Consider the following 26200-nt stretch of genomic DNA (forward strand, 5'->3'; position numbering starts at 1 on the left):
CGTACTAAATTAATGCATATTTATATGCTATAGTACGCGCCGTTTAATTTAAAGGTTATACGTTGATGGTCAGTCAGTTTATTAACGAATTTGATACCCTAGGGTTGTACTTTGGCTTAGCCGGTATTTTTGTATTCATCGGCCTGGCAATTAAAGACGTACTTAATAGTGGTAACGTACCTAAGTTTGGTCGCTACATTGTGTGGGGCGTCCTCTTTTTAGGGTGTTCTGGCTTTATTGCGAAAGGACTTATACAAGTTTTTTGGCAAGGTGCAGGTGTAGGTTAGGCATGGCGAAGTCAGAAACAGATAGAACAACTCCCGATTTATTTGAATACGAAAAGCGCCCAGGCAGGCCTAAAACGAACCCTTTACCAAGGGATATGCAGTTAAAGGTTAATAAACGTAATCAAATAAAACGAGATAAAGCACGCGGTTTAAAGCGTGTAGAATTTAAAGTTTCATCACAGTTATATCAGGCACTGAGTGATATGGCAGATGCACAAAATATTAGCCGTAGTGCGCTGATTGAAACAATTTTACAAGAAAGATTGGCTATTGATAGATAAAAGGTTTGAAGTCCATGGCAAGTGTAGGCATTTTTTTCGGAAGTGACACAGGTAATACAGAACACGTAGCAAAAATGATCCAAAAAGAATTGGGTAAAAAGCTTGTGGCTGTACACGACATTGCAAAAAGCTCTAAAGAAGAGATTGCAGAGTTCGATTTAATCTTATTCGGTATTCCTACTTGGTACTACGGTGAAGCACAATGTGATTGGGATGACTTTTTCCCTGAGCTTGAAGAAGTAGACTTTGAAGGTAAGCTAGTGGCTATTTTTGGTTGTGGCGACCAAGAAGACTACGCAGAATACTTTTTAGACGCTATGGGTATGATCAACGATATCGTTACCGAGCGCGGTGCTATTGTGGTTGGTCATTGGTCTAGTGAAGGCTACGACTTTGAAGCATCTAAAGGTATGGCTGATGACACGCACTTTGTAGGCTTAGGTATTGATGAAGACCGCCAACCTGAATTAACAGAACAACGTGTTAAAGCATGGTGCGCACAAGTATATGATGAAATGTGCTTAAGCGAACTAGCAGACTAACCTCCCCCCCTTTTATCGCTAACTGTTTAAATAATTATCAAACAGTTAGCGACTTTAGAATTAATAGCAAAATTGATCAATTGTTCTTTGCACTCAGTGCTTAGGCGCGTTATCCTTGTTATTGCTAATGTGTCGTGTGCATCTGTAAGAGATGTCTAGTATAACCAAACAAATTTGAGACAGATTTAATGACTGATCATAACTTGGAACTTAAAAAAGCCGGTTTAAAAGTAACTTTACCGCGTATTAAAATCTTAGAAATTCTACAATCTCCAGATAACCAACACATCAGCGCTGAAGATGTATACAAAATTCTTTTAGATTTAGGTGAAGAAATTGGTCTTGCGACTGTTTACCGTGTATTAAACCAATTTGATGACGCAGGTATTGTAAGCCGTCACCATTTTGAAGGCGGAAAGTCAGTATTTGAACTTTCTGGCAGCACTCACCACGACCACCTAGTGTGTTTAAAATGTGGCAAAGTTGTTGAATTTGAAGATGACTTAATTGAACGTCGCCAGTTAGAAATAGCCGAAGAAAACGGTATTACACTAACAAATCACTCTTTATACCTATACGGTGAGTGTCAAGACAAAGCAGCGTGTAAAGCATTTAGCGATTCAAATAGCTAATAACGCGCTATGGTAATAAAAAAACCTGCTTTTGCAGGTTTTTTTGTGTTTAAAATTAAGCATTTAAACTGTGTTTAATACCAATTTGCAATAATGAGATATTATGCAAATTGGTATTTTAAAAGCGTTACTGCTTCTCGATTTTAGCCCATGAATCTCTAAGACCAACCGTTTGGTTGAATACTAAATTTTCTGACTTTGTATCACGTGAGAAATAGCCAGTACGCTCAAACTGGAAGCCTTGAGCCGGTTCGGCTTTAGCAAGCGATGCTTCTAGTTTTGCATTTTCTAATACAACTAACGAATCAGGGTTAAGTGTCGATTCGAACTCTTCAGCTGCACCTGGGTTTGGTACATTAAATAAACGGTCATACAATCTAACTTCTGCATTAACCGACTCAGGCGCAGAAACCCAATGAATAACCCCTTTTACTTTACGACCGTCACTTGGGTTTTTACCTAGTGTCTCGTTGTCGTAAGTACAGTAAATAGTGGTAATTTCACCATTTTCATCTTTTTCTACACGCTGTGCTTTAATTACATAAGCACCACGTAAGCGTACTTCTTTATCAAGTACTAAGCGTTTAAATTTATTATTCGCTTCTTCGCGGAAATCTTCACGCTCAATGAAAAGCTCACGAGTAAACGGTACTTCACGACGCCCCATTTCTTCTTTATTAGGGTGATTAGCTACCGACAATGTTTCTACTTTATCTGCATCAAAGTTTTCTATTACCACTTTAACTGGATCGAGTACTGCCATTGCACGTGGTGCGTTTTCATTTAAGTCTTCACGGATACACGCTTCAAGCATGCCCATTTCAACCATGTTTTCTTGCTTAGTCACACCGATACGTAAACAGAACTCACGTATTGAAGCCGGTGTATAACCACGACGACGTAAACCAGCAATAGTTGGCATACGTGGGTCATCCCACCCTTCTACATAGTTATTTACAACTAAGTCGTTTAGCTTACGCTTAGACATAATTGTGTATTCAAGATTTAAGCGCGAAAACTCAATTTGCTGTGGGTGGCATTCAAGGCTGATGTTATCAAGTACCCAGTCGTATAAACGACGGTTATCTTGAAACTCAAGTGTACACAATGAATGGGTTATGCCCTCAAGCGCATCAGAAATACAATGTGTGAAGTCATACATTGGGTAAATGCACCACTTGTCACCTGTTTGATGGTGATGAGCAAAACGAACGCGGTAAATAATTGGATCGCGAAGCACCATAAATGAGCTTGCCATATCAATTTTAGCGCGTAGCACACACTCACCTTCTTTGAATTCACCCGCGCGCATTTTTTCAAACAATGCGAGGTTTTCTTCTACTGAGATGTCTCTGTATGGGCTGTTTTTACCCGGCTCTTTTAACGTACCGCGATACTCGCGTGCTTGATCGGCCGTTAAAAAACAAACGTACGCTAAGCCTTTTTCAATAAGCTCTACTGCATAGCCGTATAGGGTATCAAAATAGTTTGACGAATATTTTATCTCACCACTCCAGTTGAAGCCTAACCACTGCACGTCTTCTTTGATTGAATTAACGTAGTTAATATCTTCTTTTTCTGGGTTTGTATCATCAAAACGTAGGTTACATAAACCATCGTAATCTTTTGCAATGCCAAAATTCAAACAAATTGATTTTGCATGGCCAATATGTAAAAAGCCATTTGGTTCAGGTGGAAAACGTGTATGCGTAGTTGCATGTTTGCCACTTGCTAAATCTTCATCAATTCGAGTTCTTATAAAGTTACTTGGGCGATTCTCAATTTCCGCCATAGGAGTGCGATCCTCTGAATATTCGTGATAACAAAACTAATGCATTATTACAAAAACAAACACTAACATACAGCACTAGATGCGGGTTTATTCTAGTTATTATGGCAATGGTGCATTAGTTTATTACTTAAATTTGTTTTAGCGCAATATTTGAGTCATGAAAGGCATTTATAGTACCTAAACTTAAGCTCCTTAAAAGGATTCAAAGATGGCCAGTTCTACACAACACAGAGTTTATATTCCAACAAATGCGCGAGCTAATCACTATTTACTCGCTGAAATTACACCCACTGATGACTTTTACACTAGTTTTAGCGATATCGATAGTTGCTATACCCGCATTGCCAAGCAACTATTTGCAAGCTGTGATGAATACGAGCTACATAATGTACACCTACTCGCTAACGACAAATTACCCGTGGTCAGATTTCATGATGAGTCGTATCAATTAGAAACAGCAAAGCAAATGTTGTTTTTTTACAACCCGCGTTACCACGAAGCGCACAAACTACACTACACACCTACTTTTAAAAGTAAAAAAATTCGCTTGTTATTTTTAGCTACCGGTGATGATTTACGCGCAAGCTCGGCACAATTTCACAGCAGGGTGCAAAAAGTGTTAGATAATTTACAAACACAATTATTTATTGAACAACCCCAGTTTAAGCTTCGCGATCATCAGCATTTAACCTATGACTTATTTGCCAAGAGCAAAGGCTGTAACCAAAGTTACGGCTACAAACTTAGAAGCCTATACCCTCGTTATTTAGCTCGCCAATGTAAAATACCCGCCGAGCATGCAGAAATGACCTATGCAACGTTTTCTATACCGGTTTCACGCGGCATTAAAACGCAATTTCAAAGCTTAATAAATAAAAATAATTACACTGAGTTTTATAACTACTTTGCCCAATCATTTAAAGGGTGCTGCGAGCGATACGAATTATCTCACGGCGCTATGGTTGCTAATGGTGCAAGGCCCATAGTGCGTAATAGCCAAACAGATAAAAATGATGGGAATGCAGAATTACAAAAAATAAGTTTTGATGTGAATGGCACAGCCACGCAAATACATATTTTTTTCAATGCTGAAAAATTAGTTGAGTCACTACATTTTGTGATTGTTGCCACCCATAAAGATAAACATGAAATGGGCTATGGCCGCTTTATGAATCAAGTAGAGAAAACAATACACGATATGTGCTCAGAGCTGGCAATAAATAAAGAACGACAAGATTTATCAGTACGGTTTTTTCAACACATTAGTTACCCATACTAATTTTTAAGCCAATAACAAAAAGGCTCGCAAATGCGAGCCTTTTTAAAGATTAAGCAAACTGATTACCAGCCTGTTTTCTCTTTAAGTGCTTTACCGATATCAGCAAGTGAACGTACAGTTTGTACGCCAGCAGCTTCTAGTGCAGCAAATTTCTCATCAGCAGTACCTTTACCGCCTGCGATGATTGCGCCAGCGTGACCCATACGCTTACCTTCTGGTGCAGTTACACCAGCAATGTAAGAAACAACAGGCTTAGTTACGTTAGCTTTAATGTACTCTGCAGCTTCTTCTTCTGCAGTACCACCAATTTCACCAATCATTACGATTGCTTCAGTTTGTGGATCTTTTTCGAACATTTCTAGCACGTCGATAAAGTTAGTACCTGGGATTGGGTCGCCACCAATACCAACACACGTAGACTGACCAAAACCAGCGTCTGTAGTTTGTTTAACTGCTTCGTACGTTAAAGTACCAGAGCGAGAAACAATACCTACTTTACCAGGCTTGTGGATGTGACCAGGCATGATACCAATCTTAGTCTCACCAGGAGTGATAACACCTGGACAGTTAGGACCGATCATACGAACACCAGAGTTATCAAGCTTAACTTTAACGTCAACCATGTCTAGTGTTGGGATACCTTCAGTGATACAAACAATTAGCTCGATGCCCGCATCGATAGCTTCTAAGATTGCATCTTTACAGAACGGTGCTGGTACGTAGATAACTGACGCTGTTGCGCCTGTTTCTTTAACTGCATCGCGTACTGTGTTGAATACTGGAAGACCAAGGTGCGTTTGACCGCCTTTACCTGGGCTTACACCACCAACCATTTGTGTACCGTACTCAAGCGCTTGCTCAGAGTGGAAAGTACCTTGGCCACCAGTGAAACCTTGACAGATAACTTTTGTATCTTTATTGATTAATACAGACATTATTTGCCCTCCGCAGCAGCTACAACTTTCTCAGCAGCGTCTGTTAGTGATTCAGCAGCGATGATATCTAGGCCAGAGTTCTTAAGAACGTCACGACCTAATTCAGCGTTAGTACCTTCTAAACGTACAACTACAGGCACGTTTACACCTACTTCTTTAACTGCGCCAATGATACCTTCAGCAATCATGTCACAACGTACGATACCACCAAAGATGTTAACTAAAACAGCTTTTACGTTATCGTCAGAAAGGATGATTTTGAATGCTTCAGAAACACGCTCTTTAGTCGCGCCGCCACCAACATCTAAGAAGTTAGCTGGCTTGCCGCCGTGTAGGTTTACGATGTCCATAGTACCCATCGCTAGGCCTGCACCGTTAACCATACAACCTACATTACCATCTAGTGCTACGTAGTTAAGCTCGAAGCTTGCTGCGTGAGCTTCACGTGCATCTTCTTGAGATGGATCGTGCATTTCACGGATTTTTGGTTGACGGTAAAGTGCATTACCATCGATACCGATTTTGCCGTCAAGACAGTGAAGGTTACCTTCGTCTGTGATTACTAACGGGTTGATTTCAAGAAGAGCGAAATCAAAATCGTTGAACATGTTGCCAAGACCCATAAAGATCTTAACGAACTGCTTCATTTGTGTAGGGTTAAGACCCAGTTTAAAACCTAACTCACGTGCTTGGTAAGCTTGAGGACCCACTAATGGATCGATCTCTGCTTTGTGGATAAGCTCTGGAGTTTCTTCAGCAACAGTTTCAATTTCAACACCGCCTTCAGTAGACGCCATGAAAACAACTTTGCGAGAAGCACGGTCAACAACTGCACCTAAGTACAATTCGTTAGCGATATCTGTACAGCTTTCTACTAAAATTTTAGCAACAGGCTGACCATTTTCGTCTGTTTGGTAAGTAACTAAGTTTTTACCTAACCAGTTTGCAGCGAATTCTTTTACTTCTTCGATTGTTTTAACTAGCTTAACACCGCCAGCTTTACCACGGCCACCTGCGTGAACCTGAGTTTTAACAACCCACATATCACCGCCAATTTTTTCGGCAGCTGCTGCAGCTTCTTCAGGTGTATCGCAAGCGAAACCTTGAGAAACTGGTAAACCATATTCGGCAAAAAGTTGTTTTGCCTGATACTCATGCAAATTCATGATGCTTTATCCAATTTTTTATACTAAAAGAGCTGAATATTTATGCAAATAAACAGCTATCCCAAATTGCGCACCTAGTATAGATCCCAAGGCTTAACATGAAAACCCCAGTAACACCAAAGGCGCAAAAAAAAAGCTGTGAATTGTCATTCACAGCTTATATTTCATACTACTCGATTAAACATCCAGTAATAAGCGAGTTGGATCTTCAAGTAACTCTTTAATAGTCACTAAGAAACCAACAGATTCTTTACCATCGATTTGGCGGTGATCGTAAGATAGTGCCAAATACATCATAGGAAGAATTTCAACTTTACCATTTACAGCCATAGGACGCTCTTGGATTTTGTGCATACCCAAGATTGATGACTGTGGTAAGTTAATAATAGGCGTAGAAAGTAACGAACCAAATACACCACCGTTAGTAATGGTAAAGTTACCACCTGTCATATCGTCAAGTGTTAGTTTACCGTCACGGCCTTTAAGGGCTAATTCACGAATACCTTTCTCGATTTCAGCAACAGATAGTTTGTCGCAATCTTTAAGTACTGGTGTAACTAAACCACGTGGTGTAGATACAGCGATGCTGATATCAAAGTAATTGTGGTAAACAATATCGTCACCATCAATTGATGCATTTACGTCAGGGAAACGCTTAAGTGCTTCAGTTACTGCTTTCACGTAGAAAGACATAAAGCCTAAACGAATACCGTGACGCTTCTCGAATACTTCTTGGTATTGCTTACGAAGGTCCATGATAGGTTTCATGTTTACTTCGTTAAATGTAGTTAACATTGCTGTTGAGTTTTTCGCTTCTAATAAACGATTAGCAATGGTTTTACGTAAGCGCGTCATTGGTACACGTTTTTGTGTACGGTCACCCATAGGTGTAGCAGGTGCTGAAGCGGCTTCTTTTTTAGCAGCTGGAGCAGGTGCTTTTAAGAAAGTATCAACGTCTTCTTTAGTTACACGGCCGTTTTTACCTGTGCCTTTAATTTTAGACGCATCAAGCCCTTTTTCAGCGATTAAACGACGTACAGACGGCGTTAACACATCTGAGCTATCGTTAGACTCATTTGCAGCAGGCGCTTCCTCTGCTTTAGCTGCAGGTGCCGCTGGAGCGCCGCCCGCTTTAACGTTACCAATAACTTGTTCGCCAAGTACAGTATCGCCTTCTGCGTTTAGTTGCTCGCCCATGATACCGTCTTCTTGAGCTACTACTTCAAGAACAACTTTATCAGTTTCAATATCTACCAAGTTTTGGTCGCGAGTTACCGCTTCACCTGGTTGTACATGCCATGTAGCAATTGTTGCGTCTGCAACTGATTCTGGAAGTACAGGTACTTTAATGTCCACTTCTTTACCTTCTGATGCTGGAGCTGATTGCGCCGCAGGCGCGTCTTCTGATTTTTCAGGTGCGGCTTCTTCTTTAGCCGGAGCACTGTCACTTGCTGGTGCTGCATCAGCATCACCAAGTAAACCGATAACTTGGTCGCCAAGTACCGTTGCACCTTCTTCTTGTGATATTTCAGTAATTACACCGTCATTTTGTGCAACCACTTCTAAAACCACTTTATCTGTTTCAATGTCTACTAAGTTTTGGTCACGGCTTACTTTGTCGCCTACACTTACATGCCATGTAGCAACGGTAGCATCTGCAACCGACTCAGGAAGAACAGGAACTTTAATTTCTGTGCTCATTGCTTATCCTTTCTTTTGTATAGTAAGCGCGTCTGCAACGAGCGCTTGTTGTTCTTTAGTATGTACTGACATGTAACCACACGCTGGAGATGCCGACGCCTTACGCCCTGCGTAAGTCAATTTAGCACCCTGTGGGATTGCATCAATAAAGTGATGTTGCGAACAGTACCAAGCACCTTGATTTTGTGGCTCTTCTTGACACCAAACAAAATCAGTAACGTGCTGGTAACGTTCCATAATCGTGTCCATTTCTGCATGTGGGAACGGGTATAACTGCTCCACACGTACAATAGCAATGTTGTCTTGCTCAAGCTTACGACGCTCTTGTAATAGTTCGTAATAAACTTTACCACTACAAAATACTACACGTTCTACTTTCTCAGGGTTAATATCATCGATTTCATCGATCATATTATGGAATACACCTTGTGAAAGTTCTTCAAGTGAAGATACCGCAAGTGGGTGACGAAGTAGTGATTTTGGTGTCATTACAATCAATGGACGACGAAGTGGTCTAACTGATTGACGACGTAGCATAGCGTAAACTTGTGCAGGTGTTGAAGGAACACACACTTGCATGTTGTGATCGGCACAAAGCTGTAAAAAACGCTCTAAACGTGCAGAACTATGCTCTGGACCTTGACCTTCATAACCATGCGGAAGCAAACATGTTAAGCCACATAAACGGCCCCACTTTTGCTCACCAGAGCTTAAGAACTGATCAAATACGACTTGTGCACCATTTGCGAAGTCACCAAACTGGGCTTCCCAAAGGACTAATGATGTAGGTTCAGCTGTTGCATAACCATATTCAAAAGCAAGTACCGCTTCTTCTGATAAAACGGAATCAAATACTTCAAAGGTACCTTGGTCTTCACTTAAATTTTGAAGAGGGAGGTAAGTTGAACCATCTGACTGGCTATGTACTACAGCATGGCGGTGGAAGAAAGTACCACGCCCTGAGTCTTGGCCAGTTAAACGTATATCTGTGCCTTCAGAGGCAATTGTTGCATAAGCAAGTGTTTCTGCCATACCCCAATCTAGTGGTTTTTCGCCACTTGCCATAAGCTTACGGTCATCGTAAATCTTTTTAACACGAGACTGTGCTTTATATTGCTCAGGGAACTGCGCAACTTGTTCGCCAAGTGCTTTTAGCTTATCTACCGGTACGCTTGCGTCGTACTCAACATTCCACTCATGGCCGACATATTTTGCCCAATCAGATGAGTGCGAAGTTTCTGGCTGAATTTCTTCAACAACACAGTTACCTTCATCTAAGCCGTTACGGTATTCATCAGCTAATGCTTTAATTTCACTCTCAGTGAATGAGCCTTCAGACATAAGTTGATCAGCGTAAATTAAACGCGGAACCGCATGCTTTTTAATTTTTTGGTACATAAGAGGCTGTGTTGCATTAGGCTCATCAGCTTCGTTATGACCATGGCGGCGATAACATACTAAATCGATTACTACGTCACGTTTAAACTGGTTTCTAAAATCAAGTGCAAGTTGTGTAACAAATGCAACGGCTTCAGGGTCATCAGAGTTAACGTGGAAGATTGGTGACTGAACCATTTTAGCAATGTCAGTACAGTAATCTGTAGAACGTACGTCGTCTTGTTTTGAGGTTGTAAAACCAACTTGGTTATTTACAACAATACGGATACTACCACCACATGAGAAGGCATTTGTTTGCGACAAGTTAAATGTTTCTTGTACAACACCTTGGCCTGTAATCGCAGAGTCACCGTGGATAGTAATAGGTAATGCTTTGCTACCTGAACTGTCACCTAAACGGTCTAAACGCGCTCTTACCGATCCCATAACCACAGGGTTAACAATTTCTAGGTGAGAAGGGTTAAACGCAAGTGCCATATGAACATTGCCACCTTTGGTCGCAAAGTCAGATGAATAACCCATATGGTATTTAACGTCACCAGAGCTTAACGTGTCTTTGTGTTTACCAGCAAACTCATCGAATAACTCAGACGGGTTTTTACCTAACACATTAACTAGTACGTTTAAGCGACCACGGTGGGCCATACCAATAACTGCTTCTTTTTGCCCGCTTTCGCCGGCACGGTGAATAAGTTCTTTAAGCATAGGAACTAACGCATCACCACCTTCAAGTGAGAAACGCTTAGCACCAGGGAACTTTGCACCTAAATATTTTTCAAGACCATCTGCTGCGGTTAATCCTTTAAGGATACGCAGTTTTTCTTCTTTGGAAAAAGTAGGTCGTGATTGAACAGATTCTAAACGCTGTTGTAACCAACGCTTTTCTTCTGTTGATGTGATGTGCATATACTCAGCACCAATAGAACCACAATAGGTGGTTTTAAGTGCCTGGTATAGTTCACCTAAAGGCATAGTATCGCGGCCTACGGCAAACGATCCTACGTTAAATTCGCGGTCAAAATCAGCTTTAGATAAGTCGTGGTATTCTAGCTCTAAATCTCGAACACGCTCTCGTTGCCAAATGCCTAATGGATCTAGGTTAGCATTTTGGTGTCCTCGAAAGCGGAAAGCATTAATAAGTTGTAGTACTTTAACCTGTTTAAGGTCACCGCCACTACCCTCTGCTACCACTACCTCTCTATGCTTGTTTTTAGCAAGCGCCGCAAACTGTGAACGAACTTCTGAATGCTTTACTTCAACATCCACACCATCTACTTTTGGTAATTGTTCGAACACTTCTCGCCATTCTTCTGGCACAGAAGTCGCATCATCTAAATACGCTTCATAAAGCTCTTCTACATAAGCAACGTTGCCGCCGTTTAAATGTGAAGATTCTAGCCATGCCTTCATCACACCTTCGTGCATTTATAAGCCCTTTTCTTTAGCGCAGAAATTAATAGTTGTCATAACAAGATGGCTAATAAAAATATTAGCCATCTTACGTTACTAAGTGATTAAACCGCGCGGTTTAATAACATAGATTTAATTTGTCCAATTGCTTTGGTCGGGTTAAGACCTTTAGGACAAACGCTAACACAGTTCATGATACTGTGGCAACGGAACACACTGAACGCATCGTCTAAGTCTGCTAAACGTTCTTCAGTTGCCGTATCGCGGCTATCTGCCAAGAAACGGTAAGCATGAAGAAGGCCTGCTGGACCAATGAACTTGTCTGGATTCCACCAGAACGAAGGACACGATGTAGAACAACATGCACATAAAATACACTCGTAAAGTCCATCTAATTTATCACGTTCTTCAATAGATTGAAGACGCTCACCAGCCGCTGGCTGATCGTTAATTAGGTATGGTTTAACTTTTTCGTACTGAGTGTAGAACTGACTCATGTCAATAACAAGGTCACGTACCACAGGTAAGCCAGGTAAAGGACGAATTACAATAGTACCTTTGCCGCCTTTTTGCAGCGTAGATAATGGTGTAATACATGCTAAACCATTTTTACCATTCATGTTAACGCCATCAGAGCCACACACGCCTTCACGACATGAGCGACGGAATGATAATGTTGGATCTTGCTCTTTTAATAATAAAAGTGCATCCAATACCATCATGTCCTGACCTTCCTCTGTTTGCAAAGTATATTCTTGCATACGAGGTGCGTTATCAACATCCGGATTGTAACGATAAACTGAAAATTGTACTTGTGCCATCGTCTCGCTCCTAGTAGGTACGTGCTTTAGGTGGGAACGCTTCACGCGTCTTAGGCGCGTAGTTTACGTCACGCTTGCTCATTTCATCCGTTACCGGATTGAATACTGAGTGACATAACCAGTTTTCGTCATCACGATCTGGGTAGTCAAAGCGAGAGTGTGCACCACGGCTTTCAGTACGGAAGTTTGCAGCTACTGCAGTTGAGTAAGCTGTTTCCATTAAGTTGTCTAGTTCAAGACATTCGATACGCTGCGTGTTGAAGTCTGATGATTTATCATCAAGACGTGCATGCTGCAGACGTTCACGAATTTCTTTAAGCTCTTTAAGACCTGTCGCCATAGACTCACCTTCACGGAATACCGAGAAGTTAAGCTGCATACATTGTTGTAGGTCTTTTTTGATTTGAACTGGGTCTTCACCTTGGCCAGCCGTTGAATTTTCCCAACGGTTAAAGCGTGCAAGAGACGCGTCAATATCAGATGCTGTCGGTGCTTTAGTAATTTCAACTTCGTTTAGGTATTTACCTAGGAAGTTACCCGCAGCACGGCCAAATACAACTAAATCAAGTAATGAGTTACCACCTAGGCGGTTTGCACCATGTACAGATACACAGGCAATTTCACCTACTGCAAATAAGCCTTCTACTACTTTTTCGTTGCCGTTAGCATCGATTTGTAGCGCTTGACCATTTACGTTAGTTGGAACACCACCCATCATGTAGTGACAAGTTGGTATTACTGGAATTGGCTCTTTAGCAGGGTCAACGTGTGCGAAAGTTTTAGCAAGGTCACATACGCCTGGTAGACGTAAGTTAAGCGTTTCTTCACCTAAGTGGTCAAGTTTCAGCTTAAGGTGTGGACCCCAAGGACCATCACAGCCACGGCCTTCACGGATTTCAGTCATCATTGAACGTGCTACAACGTCACGAGACGCTAAGTCTTTAGCGTTTGGTGCATAACGTTCCATGAAGCGTTCGCCATCTTTATTTAAAAGATAACCACCTTCACCACGACAACCCTCCGTTACAAGTGTACCAGCGCCTGCAATACCGGTTGGGTGGAATTGCCACATTTCCATATCTTGCATAGCAACGCCTGCACGGGCTGCCATACCAACACCATCACCCGTATTAATGTGAGCATTGGTTGTTGATGCGAAAATACGACCAGCACCGCCGGTTGCAAGTACAACAGCTTTTGATTTGAAGAAAGTGATTTCACCTGTTTCAATCTCAATTGCTGTACAGCCTACTACATCGCCATTGTCGTTTTTAACTAAATCTAGTGCATACCACTCAGAGAATACATTAGTTTGGTTTTTAACGTTTTGTTGGTATAGAAGGTGTAATAAAGCGTGACCAGTACGGTCAGCTGCTGCTGCAGTACGTGCAGCTTGTTCACCACCAAAGTTTTTCGATTGACCACCGAAAGGACGTTGGTAAACACGGCCATTTTCAAAACGAGAAAATGGTAAACCCATGTTTTCTAATTCAGTAATAGCTTCTGGGCCTGTTTGACACATGTATTCGATAGCGTCTTGGTCACCGATAAAATCGGAACCTTTAACGGTATCGTACATATGCCATTCCCAGTTGTCTTCGTGTGAATTACCTAGCGCTACTGTAATACCACCCTGTGCAGATACAGTGTGTGAGCGTGTTGGGAATACTTTAGATATTAATGCACACGTTTTGCCAGATTCGGTAATGGCAAGAGCGGCGCGCATACCAGCACCACCTGCACCAATTACTACGGCGTCAAATTCACGAACAGAATATTTCACTTAAACACCCCATAAAACGATTAGACCAATAGCTACGTAAGCAACGGCCATCAGGTTTAATACAAAGCCTAAAACAGCGCGTAGTTTAGCGTTTTTAACGTAATCCGTTAAAACTTGCCAAAGGCCAATGCGGGTATGAACCATCATGCATACAAGAGTAATAAGTGTAAAACCCTTCATTGCTAGATTAGAGAATAGGCCTGTCCAGGCTTCGAAAGTGACTTCTGGCGTTGCTAAAAAATAGCCGATAATAAAAATCGCGTATGCGGTGATTACTAGTGCCGTGGTACGTAAAGATACGAAATCTTGTACACCATCACGTTTAAGAGTTGCTTGATTTAAGACCATATCCACACCCCTGCCAGTACGGCAAATACAACGCCAAGTGCCATTGCAATTTTAGCGCTAAGGTTACCTGATTCAAGTTCTTCCCAGTGGCCCATATCCATAATGATGTGACGGATACCACCAATAAGGTGATAACCCAATACAGAAAGTGTGCCCCAAGCTATGAATTTGGCAATGAATCCGCTAAACAGACCCTTGACGAATTCAAAACCTTCAGCTGAAGAAAGAGACTCAGACCAAGCCCAAATGACAAACGTTAAAGCAAAAAATAATGCAACACCGGTGACGCGGTGAAAGATTGATGCTTTAGCCGTTGCCGGCATAGATATAGTTGTTAGATCTAGATTTACAGGTCTTTGCTTTTTCACAGTTACTTGCCCATCTTGCTCACATTGGAGCTCATCTACTTGTTTTTCTAAAACCCACCAAAATTTCTGGTGGAACTATCAAAGTAAACGTGTCAATACAGCAAAAGTTCACAAATCTGCAAAAATTACGCTGTAAAAATATGTTTACCTAAATACAAAGCGGTTTAAAACCTCCGATAGTATATATACCCAAAGGTTGTTTTACAATTCTTGTTTAGTTAGAGACGTTTGCGAATTAGCCGATAGTATAATATTTAATTAATACCGAATATTTATTATACATATATGCATAATGTTTATAAAAATTGACTTTAACCCCCTCTTTCACGTTAAAATGCGAAGATGTGCTTAAAACAAGATTTCAGAACTTTAAAAATCTAAAAATCAGAATAGATATCTTAATAGGAGATACATAGATGGCAGATAAAAAAGCCACAGTCCATATTGATGGACTAGATCCAATCGAACTTCCAATTTATCAAGGCACTGCTGGCCAAGATGTGATCGACGTACGTACGTTAGGTTCACACGGTCACTTTACTTATGACCCAGGTTTCATGTCGACTGGCTCTTGTGAATCTGCAATCACCTACATTGATGGTGGTAAAGGTGTATTACTTCACCGTGGTTACCCAATTGAGCAATTAGCTGAAGACTCTAACTACATCGAGCTTTGTTACTTACTATTAAACGGTGAGTTACCAACTAAAGAGCAATACGATGCATTTGCAAAAGAAATCACGCATAACACCATGCTTGATGAGAAAATTGCTAACTTTTTCCAAGGTTTCCGCTTCGATGCTCACCCAATGGCAATGCTATGTGGTGTAGTAGGCGCATTATCTTCTTTTTACCACGAAGATCTTGATATTACTGATGCAAGCCAACGTAAAACAAGCGCTATTAAACTTGTGGCTAAATTACCGACTATTGCAGCTATGGCGTACAAAACAAACATTGGTCAACCGTTTGTTTACCCACGTAACGATTTAAGCTACGCAGAAAACTTCTTACACATGATGTTCTCTGTACCGGCTGAAGAATACAAAGTTAACCCTGTGACAGCTAAAGCAATGGATAAAATCTTCATGCTTCATGCTGATCATGAGCAAAACGCTTCAACGTCAACAGTACGTTTAGCGGGCTCTTCAGGCGCTAACCCATATGCATGTATTGCAGCGGGTATCGCATCTCTTTGGGGCCCTGCTCACGGCGGTGCTAACGAAGCATGTTTAAACATGTTAGAAGAGATTGGTTCTGTTGATCGTATTGATGAGTACGTAGCAAAAGCGAAAGATAAGTCTGATCCGTTCCGTCTTATGGGCTTTGGTCACCGTGTTTACAAAAACTTCGACCCACGCGCTACAGTAATGCGTCAAACGTGTCACGAAGTATTAGAAGAGCTTAACATTCAAGATCCGCTTCTTGATATTGCAATGAAGCTTGAACAAATTGCCCTTGAAGACCCATACTTTGTAGAGAAGAAACTTTACCCTAACGTTGATTTCTACTCAGGTATTATCTTAAAAGCGATTGGTATTCCAACAAGCATGTTCACTGTAATTTTTGCAATGGCACGTACTGTTGGTTGGATCACTCACTGGGATGAGATGCTATCTCAACCTGGTCATAAGATCAGCCGCCCTCGTCAAATGTATACTGGTTACACTCAACGTGACTTCGTATCAACTGACAAGCGCTAAGCTTAGTTAGTTAAAAAAGGCCGCTTTTGCGGCCTTTTTTGTGCGCTTTGCTTGTCAATTTTATGAAACCGATTACAATTTCTGCCTAAATTTATAGATGTTGAATAGCCATGCCTTCTCAAGAGTTTGATATAACAAAAATCCGCAACGACTTCCCTACTTTAAACCAAATCCTTAATGGCAACCCTTTAGTTTATTTAGACTCTGGCGCAACGTCGCAAAAGCCACAAAGCGTTATTGATGCAACCACTCGTTTTTATAATTTAGGCAACGCAAACGTTCACAGAGGCCGCCACACCTTAAGCGAGCGCGCTACAGAGCAATATGAAGAGGCAAGATTAAAAACAGCGGATTACTTTAACGTAAATGCTAAAGAAATCGTCTGGACTAAAGGCGCAACAGAGGCGCTAAATTTACTTGCTCATGGTCTACAAAGGCAAATTACTCGTGAAGATACGGTATTAATTACACCCCTTGAGCACCACGCTAATATTGTTCCTTGGCAGGTATTAACGCAAAATACCGGGGCTACGCTATCTGCACTCCCCCTTGAGCAAAACGCAACGTTTAATATAGCGCGCTGTATAGACATGATCACGCACACTAAAGCAAAGATGCTGTGTATCAGCCAAGCGTCTAACGCATTAGGTAATATTACCAATTTAGCGCCATTAATAGCTGCAGCGAAAGCAGTCGGCACGTTAGTTGTTGTTGATGGCGCACAAGGAGCCATGCATTTACGCCCTAATTTAAAGCAGCTTGGATGTGATTTTTATGTATTCTCAGCGCATAAAATGCTTGGCCCTACGGGTGTAGGGGGCTTATATGGTCGCTATGAATTACTTAATGCGCTTACCCCGTATCAAACGGGTGGTGAGATGATAGATACTGTAACCCTTGAAAAAACCACCTACAGAGACGCTCCTGCTAAATTTGAGACCGGCACCCCAAATATAGCTGGCGTCATTGGCTTTAGTGCAGCAATTGATTATTTATCAGCCCTAAACATAGAACAGTTACAGCGCCATGAGCAGGCTATTTTTAATTATGCAGCCACACAATTGAGTAAAATTGACGGTATTACTATTTATAGCGACCTAAACAACAATATTGGCACCCTCAGTTTTAATTATAAAAGTGAACACCCCTACGATTTGGCAACTTTGCTTGACGGATTTGGTATTGCAGTACGCAGTGGACACCATTGTACGCAACCATTAATGCACCATTTAGGGGTAAAAGGCACTGTTCGAGCAAGCTTTGCATTTTATAATACCCATCAAGATGTTGATAATTTCATCAACGCCTTGAAAGAAACGATTGAATTATTAGACTAATTTAGGATAACTCATGACAAATACGTTTAAAAACGTAGTAAAACCTATACAACAGGCGCAATCTTGGCAGCAAAAATATCGCGAAATAATGCTTCTGGGCAAAACACTTCCCGCTTTAGCGGATGTACTTAAAACCGATGACGCACTGGTGCCAGGGTGTGAGAGCAAAGTGTGGATGTTTATGGAGTTTGACGATAGCGAGAATCGTTTAGTGGTTATTGGCGACTCAGACACCCGCATTGTAAAAGGCTTATTAGCGATAATTTTAGCGCTTTATAATGGCTTAACACCTGAAGAAGTCGTGAATATTAATGCGTATGACGAATTTGAAAAGTTAGGCTTAATTAAACACCTTAGTGCATCTCGAGGGAACGGAATTAAAGCCATGGTCGAGGCAATTCAAAGCATGGCAACTAACAAGCTCAATTAAACTATTGAGCTTGTTGTAAACGTTGTTTTTTATCTAAATATTTACGTACCGCTTTAGCCGCTACAAAAAAGCCAAAACTTCCGGTGATCATAGTTACCGAGCCAAACCCGTTATTACAATCCATATTCATTGTACCATCAGCATTTTGTTTAGCATGGCATACACTGCCATCACTGCCTGGGTAAACAAGTTGCTCAGTTGAGTACACACAATCAATATTAAATTTGCGTTTAGGGTTGTTACTAAAATTATATTGTTTGCGTAAAATATAACGCACTTTAGCAAGTAGCGGATCTTGCGTGGTTTTAGCCACATCACCAAATGTTATTTGGCTAGGATCAGTTTGCCCACCCGCCCCACCAGTAGTAATAATAGGCATTTTATTGCGCTTACAATGAGCAATAAGCGCTGCTTTTTCTTTAACTGCATCAATACAGTCAATGACGTAATCAAAACCTTGAATATGCTCACGAATATTTTCAAGAGTAATAAAGTCATCTATCACAGTTACTTTACACTCTGGGTTTATCAGTTCGCAGCGACTTTTCATTGCATCTACTTTGGCTTGGCCAATACTGCCGCTAAGTGCATGAATTTGCCTATTTACGTTCGTCGCGCAAATATCATCTAAGTCAATTAAAGTGATTTTACCCACGCCTGTACGTGCTAAAGCTTCGGCGGCCCAACTTCCTACACCGCCTATTCCCACTACACAAAAATGGGCTTGTTGTAGCCAGTCAAATTGTTGGTTACCGTATAGGCGTTTGATCCCGCCAAAACGAATATCTGTTACTATTTCGCTCATTTACCAATCCAGTTGCCATGGCGATTGCCATGCTTGAAATTCTTGATGATTAATTAATTGCTGGTACTCATCACCCGTAGTAGGTAGCAAAGAGCAATTAATTTGCTCCCCATGCCATAAAAAACTTAACGCATACGCATGAAGATACGCCCGCTCAGCTGCGGTGCCACTATAAAGTGTATCGCCTAAAATTGGCGCCCCTAAACTTTTTAATGCCACTCTAAGTTGGTGGGTTTTACCCGAATACGGCTTTAAAACATACGCCCTAAACCCCGGCTTATAACTAAAAGAATAAAAGCGGGTAATGGCCGGGTTTTGCAGGGTAGGTAAAAGCTTAAACATGCCCCTGCGAGACTTAGCCATATCACCTTTTATCCACCCTTGCTTTTTTTTAGGTTTAGCATTGCTTATCGCTAAGTAAAACTTGTTTATTGCATGCTCAGTGAAAAGAGACGTAAATTTAGCAGCGGCTTCTTTATTGCGACTAAGAATAATAAGGCCAGATGTCACTTTATCAAGGCGGTGAACAGCAAATAATTTTTCGCCAGTTTGCTGCTCAGCTAATACCACAAACCCTTTTTCACCTTCTGAGTGAAAATTAAGCCCCGCTGGTTTTTCAAATATATAAAAATCAGCGTGGCTAAATACTATGGGTAATTCACTTTTAACCATTATTAGGCTTGCTTAGCTTTTAGGTAGGCAATCACTTTTTCTAAATCCTCGGCCGTATCAACCCCAGCATGTGGTGTTACTTTGGCCTGCTCAATTTTAATAGCGTAACCATGGTACAACACCCTAAGTTGCTCTAGCGACTCAAGTACTTCAAGCGGCGATACACTTAGCTCAATATACTGCTTGATGAAGCCCGCACGATAAGCATATATACCCACATGGCGCTGAAAAGGCGTTATATCTAACACACTGTCGTTATTTAACATCGCGCTTCTGTCAAACGGAATACTGGCACGTGAAAAGTACAACGCATTTTTATTAATATCACTAACAACCTTCACGGCATTAGGATTAAATACTTCGTCTTGCTCTTCAATGGCTACACTTAATGTTGCCATTGGCGCGCTTGAATTATTTAGTAAAGTGGCAACTTGCGATACGTTTTCGCTGGCAAGTAATGGCTCATCGCCTTGTACATTGACCACCAGGGTTTCTGCGTCTAGCTTAAGTAAGTCAACAACTTCTGCTAAACGTTCGGTACCCGATTGATGATCTTCTCGCGTCATCAGTACATCGTTTGTGAACAATTTAACAGCATCAAAAACTTTTTGATGATCGGTTGCAATAACCACTTTACTTGCGCCTGACAAACACGCTTTTTCATACACGTGTTGAATCATAGGTTTACCGCATATGTCAGCTAATGGTTTGCCAGGCAAACGGGTAGACGCGTAACGTGCAGGTATAACAACTACGAATTCCACTTATCAACCTCATCTTGAGATAGCTCACGCGCCTCATTTTCTAAAAGTACCGGTATATCATCGCGTACTGGGTATGCAAGTTTAGCTGCAGTACTAATAAGTTCTGCATTTTCTTTATCAAAAAGAAGCTTTCCTTTACACACAGGACAAGCAATTATTTCAAGTAATTTTGTATCAAAGGCCATTGAGGATCCCTTTTTGTTTTAATAATAAATCTAATTTATGTATTACAGCGTCTGTAGGTTTTGCATTTACGGGTAGGTAATACCAAGTATCTTTTGCAAAGTCTCTACATTTTACTGCATCTTTTTCTGTCATTAATATGTTGTCATCATTAAATTGAGTAAAATCAGCCATGCTATAAGCATAGTGATCTCGGTAATGATGAGTTGAAAGCAGCTGAATATTTTGACCCTTTAATGAATCTTCAAAACGTTGTGGGTTACCAATGGCACTTACCGCATGGCCTTTTTCAATTGTTTTATTAACAGGGGTATTGTTAGCAACGTGTTTAAGTACACCAGTTTGCAAAACGTAGCTGTGGGATGCATCTCCCCCGTTTTCAATCACTAAATCAACGCTATTTAATCTGTTTGTGGTTTCGCGTAATGGCCCTGCAGGCATAACAAAGCCATTACCAAATCGCCTTTGGCTATCAACAATGCAGCACTCTATATCGCGCGCCATTTTATAATGCTGCATACCATCATCTGAGATTATGACATCCACACAAAATTGCTGCTCTAATAATGTAATGTTGGCTTTTCTATCGGGTCCAACAACAAGCGGACATTTTAAGCGATTAAATAAAAGTATTGGCTCATCACCAGCTTGTGCACTTGTTACGCCGCGCTCTACCACCAGCGGGTAGCTGTTGGCTTTACCGCCGTAGCCTCGGCTGATAATGCCCACTTTTAGGCCTTGCTCTGACAAGTATTCGTAAAGCCATAACACAAATGGCGTTTTGCCATTTCCACCTACACTTATATTGCCCACCACAATCACTTTAGATTTAGCTTTAAAAGGCGTGGCAAAGCCAACCTTAAAAAACCATTTCCTAATACTTGAAATTAACCAAAAAAGCGCAGCTAATGGCAGTAAAAGTAACGTTATAAAACTAAATGGTTTATACCAGCTTTGCTCTATTTTACTCACCCGTGCTCACCAAACTGCATTTTACATAGAGCTGAATAAGTACCATCTTTAGCTAATAAACTCTGATGATCGCCATTTTCAATCACCCGACCACCATCAATAACGTATATTTTGTCGCTGTTCTCAATGGTTGAAAGGCGATGGGCGATTACTATAGACGTTTTGTCTTGCATTAGGGTATCAAGAGCTTGCTGAATTAGTTTTTCAGACTCTGTGTCTAAGGCTGAAGTTGCTTCATCTAAGATTAAAATAGGTGCATCTTTTAAAATAGCGCGAGCAATTGCTATACGTTGACGTTGACCACCTGAGAGCATCACCCCGTTTTCACCGACCATGGTATTGAGTTGCTCAGGTAGGTCTTTAACAAATTCCCACACGTGGGCTTGTTTAACCACCTCTTCTAATTGCTGCTGTGTTATTTCGCGGCTTATGCCATAACAAATATTATTGGCAATTGTGTCGTTAAATAACACAACTTGCTGAGATACTAAGGCAAACTGGCGGCGTAAATCAGCCAGTTTATATTTCTCAAGCGCAACGCCATCTAATAAAATTTCACTTGGTGCTTCTAAATCATAATAACGCGGTAATAAATTAGAAATAGTCGATTTACCCGAGCCTGAACGCCCTACAAGCGCGATGCTTTCACCGGCTTTTATACTTATTGATAGGTTATTTAAAACAGCTTCATCTTTAGTTGGGTATTTAAAGGTAACATTTTTAACCTCAATTTCGCCCTTCACTTTATCTACGGTGTAAGTACCTTTGTCTTTTTCAATTTCTTCATCTAAAACTAAAAAAATACTTTGCGCTGCAGAAATACCGCGCTGCATATCACTGTTCACGTTTGCTAATTGTTTAAGCGGGCGTAAGAGCATCATCATAGAAGAGATGAGTACCATAAAATCGCCAGAGCTGATCGTATTTATCATTGAAGGCATAGATACAACCCACAAAATAACAGCCATTGCACTTGCTGCAAGCACTTGAATTACCGACACGCTTAGCGCTTTAGTGGCATCCATTTTAATACGTTGCTGGCGATTATGATTATTGATTTTTGAAAACTGTTCGATTTCTTGTTTTTGCCCACCAAAGCCATGAATAACTTTGTGTCCACTTAGCATTTGCTCAGAGCTACGGGTGACCTGCCCCATTGCAGACTGTATATTTTTTGAAATATGGCGAAAGCGTTTAGACACAAACGTTACAATAATTGCCACTAATGGAATGATCACTAAAAAAATCAGCGAAAGCTGCCAGCTGGTATAAAACATAAGGGCAAGTAGAAAAACGACAAAAGCGCCTTCTCTTACAACAATTAACAGTGCTTTGGTGATTGCTTGCTGAACTTGCTCTGTATCAAAAGTAATTTTTGAAATTAAATCACCTGTTGAGTTTTTATCATGAAACGAAACAGGCAAATGCAATATGTGTTCAAATAACTGCTGGCGTAACGAACGAACTACTTGCGAGCCTACATAGCTTAGGCAATACGAAGACATAAAATTAAACAGGCCACGCCCTATTACCAGCGCAATTACAACAAAAGGGGCATAAGCTAGCACTTCGTTATTACGTTGGTTTAGACCTTCATCAATAAAGGGTTTCATTAATTGAATAAATAAAGCATCCATACCCGAATAGCCGATCATTCCAATAATAGCGACGAAGGCAACGCTTTTATAATCACCAACGTAAGAAATCAACCGTTTATAAATTTGTGTAGTACTTTGACTCATATTACTCTCGTTATACAATTACAGCCCTTATTGTATCCTTCAAACCGTTAAAACTAAACGTCAATCTTCTATAAACCAATAACTTTCGTGTTTGCGCGCCGTTGTCACTTTAAAGCTATCTTGATAAATACTTACCGTAATTTGCCCATCAAGTGCCGTAACATATTGTTTAGCATTTATAGCTTTGTAGCGCGAAACCACTTTTTCACTGGGAAATTGCCATTGGCCTTGAAAAGCTGTTGAGTGAATAACCGTATGCGGATTTACATGGTTGATAAATTCCGTGCTTGAAGACGTATCGCTGCCATGATGAGGGCTTAAAATCACATCGGCTTGTAATGAGTGAGTTTTAATAAGGCTCAGCTCACGTGCTTTAGAAATATCACCCGTTAATAACATAGTAAGTTGGGGTGATTTGATTAAAAGCACACACGAATTATCGTTTTCGTTATTAAATGTGCTATCAGCAAAGCTGCTAATGCGCAATCCATTAAAGTTATAATCTAAAGACATACACTGTGTGGTTGTGCCGTGTGGGTGAAAACGCTTAAAACTTTCACCAAATCCTGCATTAATAAAATGTGCTGCGCCCCCTGCATGGTCGTTGTCTTGATGGCTTATTATTGCATCACTAACGGTTAAGTTATGTGTTTTCAAATAAGGAATTAACACACTGTATGTACGGCTAAAACGGTTAAAATAACTCGGGCCAAAATCGTAAACCAGCGCTTGATTGTCTTTTTCGAGTAACGTCATTAATCCGTGCCCAACATCAAACACATGCAATTGCCAAAGAGGCTTTGGTAAATACAGATAATCTATTAATGTAACGCATAGAGGAATGAGTGCTAAACGTTTAAAGGGGCTAAACCAGGCGATTAATATGCATAGATAAGCTGCAACTAAGTACAATGTAGGCGGTTTAGCTATATCTAACCATCTGTAATGCCAAGGGATTGCATCCATATAATTAAACAATGTTATAAGTACACTATCGAATAATAAAATGACGGACGTTATATCTGCCACAGCACTTATTATCGTAAATAGCAGCAAAAGTGGCATGATTGCCACGCTTAATAATGGAATTGCCAATAAATTAATAACCAACCCAGCAATACTTACCCCATAAAAATAAATAAGGGTAATAGGCAAAAGCCCAATAAATAAAGCAAGCTGAATAATACACAGCGCTATAAACACGCTAAGCCAACTATATTTAGTTTTAGGAAGGTGCTTTATAACAATGAAAATAATTGCAACCGCAATAAAAGAAAAATATAAACCTGGGTTTAAAACATTAAAAGGATTGATGAGTAATACAGCGACTAAAGCATATAGAATGCTTCGCCAGCGCAGTGGCTGTTTGGCAATAAAGTAAAGACCTAATACGCAACTTAACATAATAAATGCGCGAGTCGCTGAGAGTAAAAATTCACTTAAATAAACATATATAAATGCCGCTAACCAGCCGATAAAACTATAAATAATAGTTAAATTAATAGACTGCAATACATTAATTTTAAAGATGTATGCTGTGTACTTACTCAGTAAATAAAAACAGCTGTATATAAGCCCTATGTGCAACCCTGAAATGGCTAATAAATGGCTGAGCCCTAAACTTTGCATTGTTTGTTTATTTTCAAACGACATCAGCGATTTATCACCACTAAGCAATGCATAATAAAGCCAATTAAGCGTTGTTTTTTGATAAGTGTGTTTTAAAAAGGCTCTGTATTTATAAATTATTGAAGGTGAAGCCGCGTTAGTAATGCGCAATTGCTTATTAAGTACTTTGCCTTTAAATAGTATGCGTTGTTTAAAGGCATGCACATTATTATCAAACACACCGATATTTTTAATTGTTCTGAATTTTTTCAGCGCTATTATTGCCTCAAAAGTATCGCCCTGCTTAATAAGCTGTGCAGAATCGACACTTAACATGGCTTTAGGTGCTTTAAATTTGTGTATTTCATCCCCATTTAACTTTAATAACGTTGCTTTTATATACTGTGGTTGCTTTGCAGAGATAACCTCATCAACGAGAATTGTGGCAGGGTAAGCATAGTTATTTTCATCATTTGGCAATGTATAGCTATAAAACAGGTAAAAGTGCACAATAATGCAGCAAATAGCTAAAATAAACCCTAACAAAACATTCAAAAACGGCTTAAAATAGGCGCTCGCAATAAGGACAGATATTGTGATGACTGTAAATTCATGGGTTTGATAATAAAATACGGTTGAAATACAACCTATTACAAATCCAAGACTAATCCACACTGAAGTAAATGGTTGCTTGAAATGCCTAAGAAAACGATCCAACGATTTTTACCTGATCCTAATAAAATTAGGCATCATAAAACACTTAGAATATTCGGCCGCCTATTACAAGACGCCAACCTATGGCATTTAAACAGACGCTCTGCAAGGGGCGCATTTGCAGTTGGTTTATTTTTTGCGTTCATCCCTGTTCCTTTTCAAATGGTTTTAGCCGCTGCGGCAGCTATTGTATTTAGAGTTAACTTACCTATTTCTGTTGCATTGGTGTGGCTTACCAACCCACTGACTATGCCGCCAATATTTTACGGCTCATACCTTGTAGGTACGCTTGTTTTAAATCAACCAGAGCAGCATTTTGCATTTGAAGCCAGTTGGGCATGGTTCTTAGAAAGCATTTCTACCATCGGTCCTGCATTTTTAATTGGCTCACTGGTGTGCGCTTCTGTTGCCGCTATTATTGCTTATTTAGGTATTGATATTATTTGGCGACGCTCTGTGCGCAAAGCCTGGTTAGCGCGAAATACCAATACGTAATAAAGCCAACTATTCAAGTGCGTAAATAGAAT

25 protein-coding genes are annotated in these 26200 nt (G+C 40.5%); 9 read left to right on the plus strand and 16 right to left on the minus strand.

All coding sequences use genetic code 11. The features are described from left to right. Positions 1 to 65 precede the first annotated feature (65 nt). From MTF68_RS02385 to fur, 4 genes are all read left to right on the plus strand, one after another. Complete coding sequence (locus MTF68_RS02385) at positions 66 to 287, plus strand: DUF2788 domain-containing protein (RefSeq protein ID WP_004586672.1); 222 nt, start codon at positions 66 to 68, stop codon at positions 285 to 287. 2 nt (positions 288 to 289) lie between these two features. Continuing rightward, positions 290 to 568 (plus strand): LexA regulated protein, encoded by a 279-nt coding sequence (gene ybfE / locus MTF68_RS02390; RefSeq protein WP_004586673.1) that lies wholly within the window; start codon positions 290 to 292, stop codon positions 566 to 568. 14 nt (positions 569 to 582) lie between these two features. Next, on the plus strand, positions 583 to 1110 hold the full coding sequence (gene fldA / locus MTF68_RS02395) for a flavodoxin FldA (protein WP_004586674.1): 528 nt from the start codon (positions 583 to 585) through the stop codon (positions 1108 to 1110). A 188-nt stretch (positions 1111 to 1298) separates the two neighbouring features. Further along, the gene (fur, locus tag MTF68_RS02400) at positions 1299 to 1742 is read left to right on the plus strand and encodes a ferric iron uptake transcriptional regulator (RefSeq protein ID WP_004586675.1); all 444 of its coding nucleotides are present in this window, start codon (positions 1299 to 1301) and stop codon (positions 1740 to 1742) included. A 127-nt stretch (positions 1743 to 1869) separates the two neighbouring features. Here fur and glnS read toward each other — a convergent pair whose 3' ends face one another. Continuing rightward, the gene (glnS, locus tag MTF68_RS02405; protein ID WP_248461564.1) at positions 1870 to 3534 is read right to left on the minus strand and encodes a glutamine--tRNA ligase; all 1665 of its coding nucleotides are present in this window, start codon (positions 3532 to 3534) and stop codon (positions 1870 to 1872) included. A 208-nt stretch (positions 3535 to 3742) separates the two neighbouring features. Between glnS and MTF68_RS02410 the strand changes: the two genes are divergently transcribed. Next, positions 3743 to 4813, plus strand: a complete 1071-nt coding sequence (locus tag MTF68_RS02410) for a DUF3083 family protein (RefSeq protein WP_248461565.1) — start codon at positions 3743 to 3745, stop codon at positions 4811 to 4813. Positions 4814 to 4875: 62 nt separating this feature from the next. Here the strand turns inward: MTF68_RS02410 and sucD are convergent, their stop codons facing one another. The 8 genes from sucD to sdhC all read right to left on the minus strand — a co-directional run bounded on the left by sucD (position 4876) and on the right by sdhC (position 14743). Beyond that, positions 4876 to 5748, minus strand: a complete 873-nt coding sequence (gene sucD / locus MTF68_RS02415; RefSeq protein ID WP_004586678.1) for a succinate--CoA ligase subunit alpha — start codon at positions 5746 to 5748, stop codon at positions 4876 to 4878. Then, entirely contained in the window at positions 5748 to 6914 is a 1167-nt protein-coding gene (gene sucC, locus MTF68_RS02420) for an ADP-forming succinate--CoA ligase subunit beta (RefSeq protein WP_004586679.1), read from the minus strand. The genes sucD and sucC overlap by 1 nt, the downstream gene beginning before the upstream one ends. Before the next feature lie 177 nt (positions 6915 to 7091). Beyond that, positions 7092 to 8615, minus strand: a complete 1524-nt coding sequence (gene odhB, locus MTF68_RS02425) for a 2-oxoglutarate dehydrogenase complex dihydrolipoyllysine-residue succinyltransferase (protein ID WP_248461567.1) — start codon at positions 8613 to 8615, stop codon at positions 7092 to 7094. 3 nt (positions 8616 to 8618) lie between these two features. Continuing rightward, positions 8619 to 11438: a 2-oxoglutarate dehydrogenase E1 component gene (locus tag MTF68_RS02430; protein ID WP_004586681.1), complete on the minus strand. Its 2820-nt coding sequence runs from the start codon at positions 11436 to 11438 to the stop codon at positions 8619 to 8621. Between the two features lie 89 nt (positions 11439 to 11527). Further along, positions 11528 to 12244, minus strand: a complete 717-nt coding sequence (locus MTF68_RS02435; RefSeq protein WP_004586682.1) for a succinate dehydrogenase iron-sulfur subunit — start codon at positions 12242 to 12244, stop codon at positions 11528 to 11530. 10 nt (positions 12245 to 12254) lie between these two features. After that, on the minus strand, positions 12255 to 14027 hold the full coding sequence (gene sdhA, locus MTF68_RS02440; RefSeq protein ID WP_004586683.1) for a succinate dehydrogenase flavoprotein subunit: 1773 nt from the start codon (positions 14025 to 14027) through the stop codon (positions 12255 to 12257). Further along, positions 14028 to 14375, minus strand: a complete 348-nt coding sequence (sdhD, locus tag MTF68_RS02445) for a succinate dehydrogenase, hydrophobic membrane anchor protein (protein WP_004586684.1) — start codon at positions 14373 to 14375, stop codon at positions 14028 to 14030. Further along, on the minus strand, positions 14366 to 14743 hold the full coding sequence (sdhC, locus tag MTF68_RS02450) for a succinate dehydrogenase, cytochrome b556 subunit (RefSeq protein ID WP_084554498.1): 378 nt from the start codon (positions 14741 to 14743) through the stop codon (positions 14366 to 14368). Before sdhC ends, sdhD begins: the two co-directional genes overlap by 10 nt. Before the next feature lie 416 nt (positions 14744 to 15159). Here sdhC and MTF68_RS02455 point away from each other — a divergent pair, with 416 nt between their 5' ends. The 3 genes from MTF68_RS02455 to MTF68_RS02465 all read left to right on the plus strand — a co-directional run bounded on the left by MTF68_RS02455 (position 15160) and on the right by MTF68_RS02465 (position 18213). After that, entirely contained in the window at positions 15160 to 16446 is a 1287-nt protein-coding gene (locus MTF68_RS02455) for a citrate synthase (RefSeq protein WP_004586686.1), read from the plus strand. A 110-nt stretch (positions 16447 to 16556) separates the two neighbouring features. Continuing rightward, positions 16557 to 17783 carry a SufS family cysteine desulfurase gene (locus tag MTF68_RS02460; protein ID WP_248461569.1) on the plus strand — a complete coding sequence of 409 codons (1227 nt, stop codon included), beginning with the start codon at positions 16557 to 16559 and terminating at the stop codon, positions 17781 to 17783. Positions 17784 to 17796: 13 nt separating this feature from the next. After that, the gene (locus tag MTF68_RS02465) at positions 17797 to 18213 is read left to right on the plus strand and encodes a SufE family protein (RefSeq protein WP_004586688.1); all 417 of its coding nucleotides are present in this window, start codon (positions 17797 to 17799) and stop codon (positions 18211 to 18213) included. A gap of 1 nt (position 18214) precedes the next feature. Here the strand turns inward: MTF68_RS02465 and tcdA are convergent, their stop codons facing one another. Genes tcdA through MTF68_RS02500 form a run of 7 tightly spaced genes read right to left on the minus strand, consistent with a single transcriptional unit; the run spans position 18215 to position 25676 of the window. Then, positions 18215 to 19018: a tRNA cyclic N6-threonylcarbamoyladenosine(37) synthase TcdA gene (gene tcdA, locus MTF68_RS02470; protein ID WP_248461571.1), complete on the minus strand. Its 804-nt coding sequence runs from the start codon at positions 19016 to 19018 to the stop codon at positions 18215 to 18217. Further along, entirely contained in the window at positions 19019 to 19690 is a 672-nt protein-coding gene (locus tag MTF68_RS02475; RefSeq protein ID WP_248461573.1) for a TIGR01621 family pseudouridine synthase, read from the minus strand. Between the two features lie 2 nt (positions 19691 to 19692). Continuing rightward, positions 19693 to 20454, minus strand: a complete 762-nt coding sequence (gene kdsB / locus MTF68_RS02480) for a 3-deoxy-manno-octulosonate cytidylyltransferase (RefSeq protein ID WP_024033541.1) — start codon at positions 20452 to 20454, stop codon at positions 19693 to 19695. Next, positions 20442 to 20639 (minus strand): Trm112 family protein, encoded by a 198-nt coding sequence (locus MTF68_RS02485; protein ID WP_248461575.1) that lies wholly within the window; start codon positions 20637 to 20639, stop codon positions 20442 to 20444. The genes kdsB and MTF68_RS02485 overlap by 13 nt, the downstream gene beginning before the upstream one ends. Beyond that, entirely contained in the window at positions 20629 to 21609 is a 981-nt protein-coding gene (gene lpxK, locus MTF68_RS02490; protein ID WP_248461577.1) for a tetraacyldisaccharide 4'-kinase, read from the minus strand. The genes MTF68_RS02485 and lpxK overlap by 11 nt, the downstream gene beginning before the upstream one ends. Continuing rightward, positions 21606 to 23351 carry a lipid A export permease/ATP-binding protein MsbA gene (gene msbA, locus MTF68_RS02495; protein WP_248461579.1) on the minus strand — a complete coding sequence of 582 codons (1746 nt, stop codon included), beginning with the start codon at positions 23349 to 23351 and terminating at the stop codon, positions 21606 to 21608. Before msbA ends, lpxK begins: the two co-directional genes overlap by 4 nt. A gap of 60 nt (positions 23352 to 23411) precedes the next feature. Next, positions 23412 to 25676: a DNA internalization-related competence protein ComEC/Rec2 gene (locus MTF68_RS02500; RefSeq protein ID WP_248461580.1), complete on the minus strand. Its 2265-nt coding sequence runs from the start codon at positions 25674 to 25676 to the stop codon at positions 23412 to 23414. On the opposite strand from MTF68_RS02500, the gene MTF68_RS02505 reads away from it, so the two are divergent. Continuing rightward, positions 25656 to 26168 carry a DUF2062 domain-containing protein gene (locus MTF68_RS02505; RefSeq protein WP_004586696.1) on the plus strand — a complete coding sequence of 171 codons (513 nt, stop codon included), beginning with the start codon at positions 25656 to 25658 and terminating at the stop codon, positions 26166 to 26168. The genes MTF68_RS02500 and MTF68_RS02505 overlap by 21 nt on opposite strands. The last annotated feature ends 32 nt before the right edge of the window (positions 26169 to 26200 follow it).

Origin of the sequence: Pseudoalteromonas sp. 2CM37A (genome assembly GCF_023161885.1) — a bacterium.
Lineage (GTDB): Bacteria > Pseudomonadota > Gammaproteobacteria > Enterobacterales > Alteromonadaceae > Pseudoalteromonas > Pseudoalteromonas atlantica.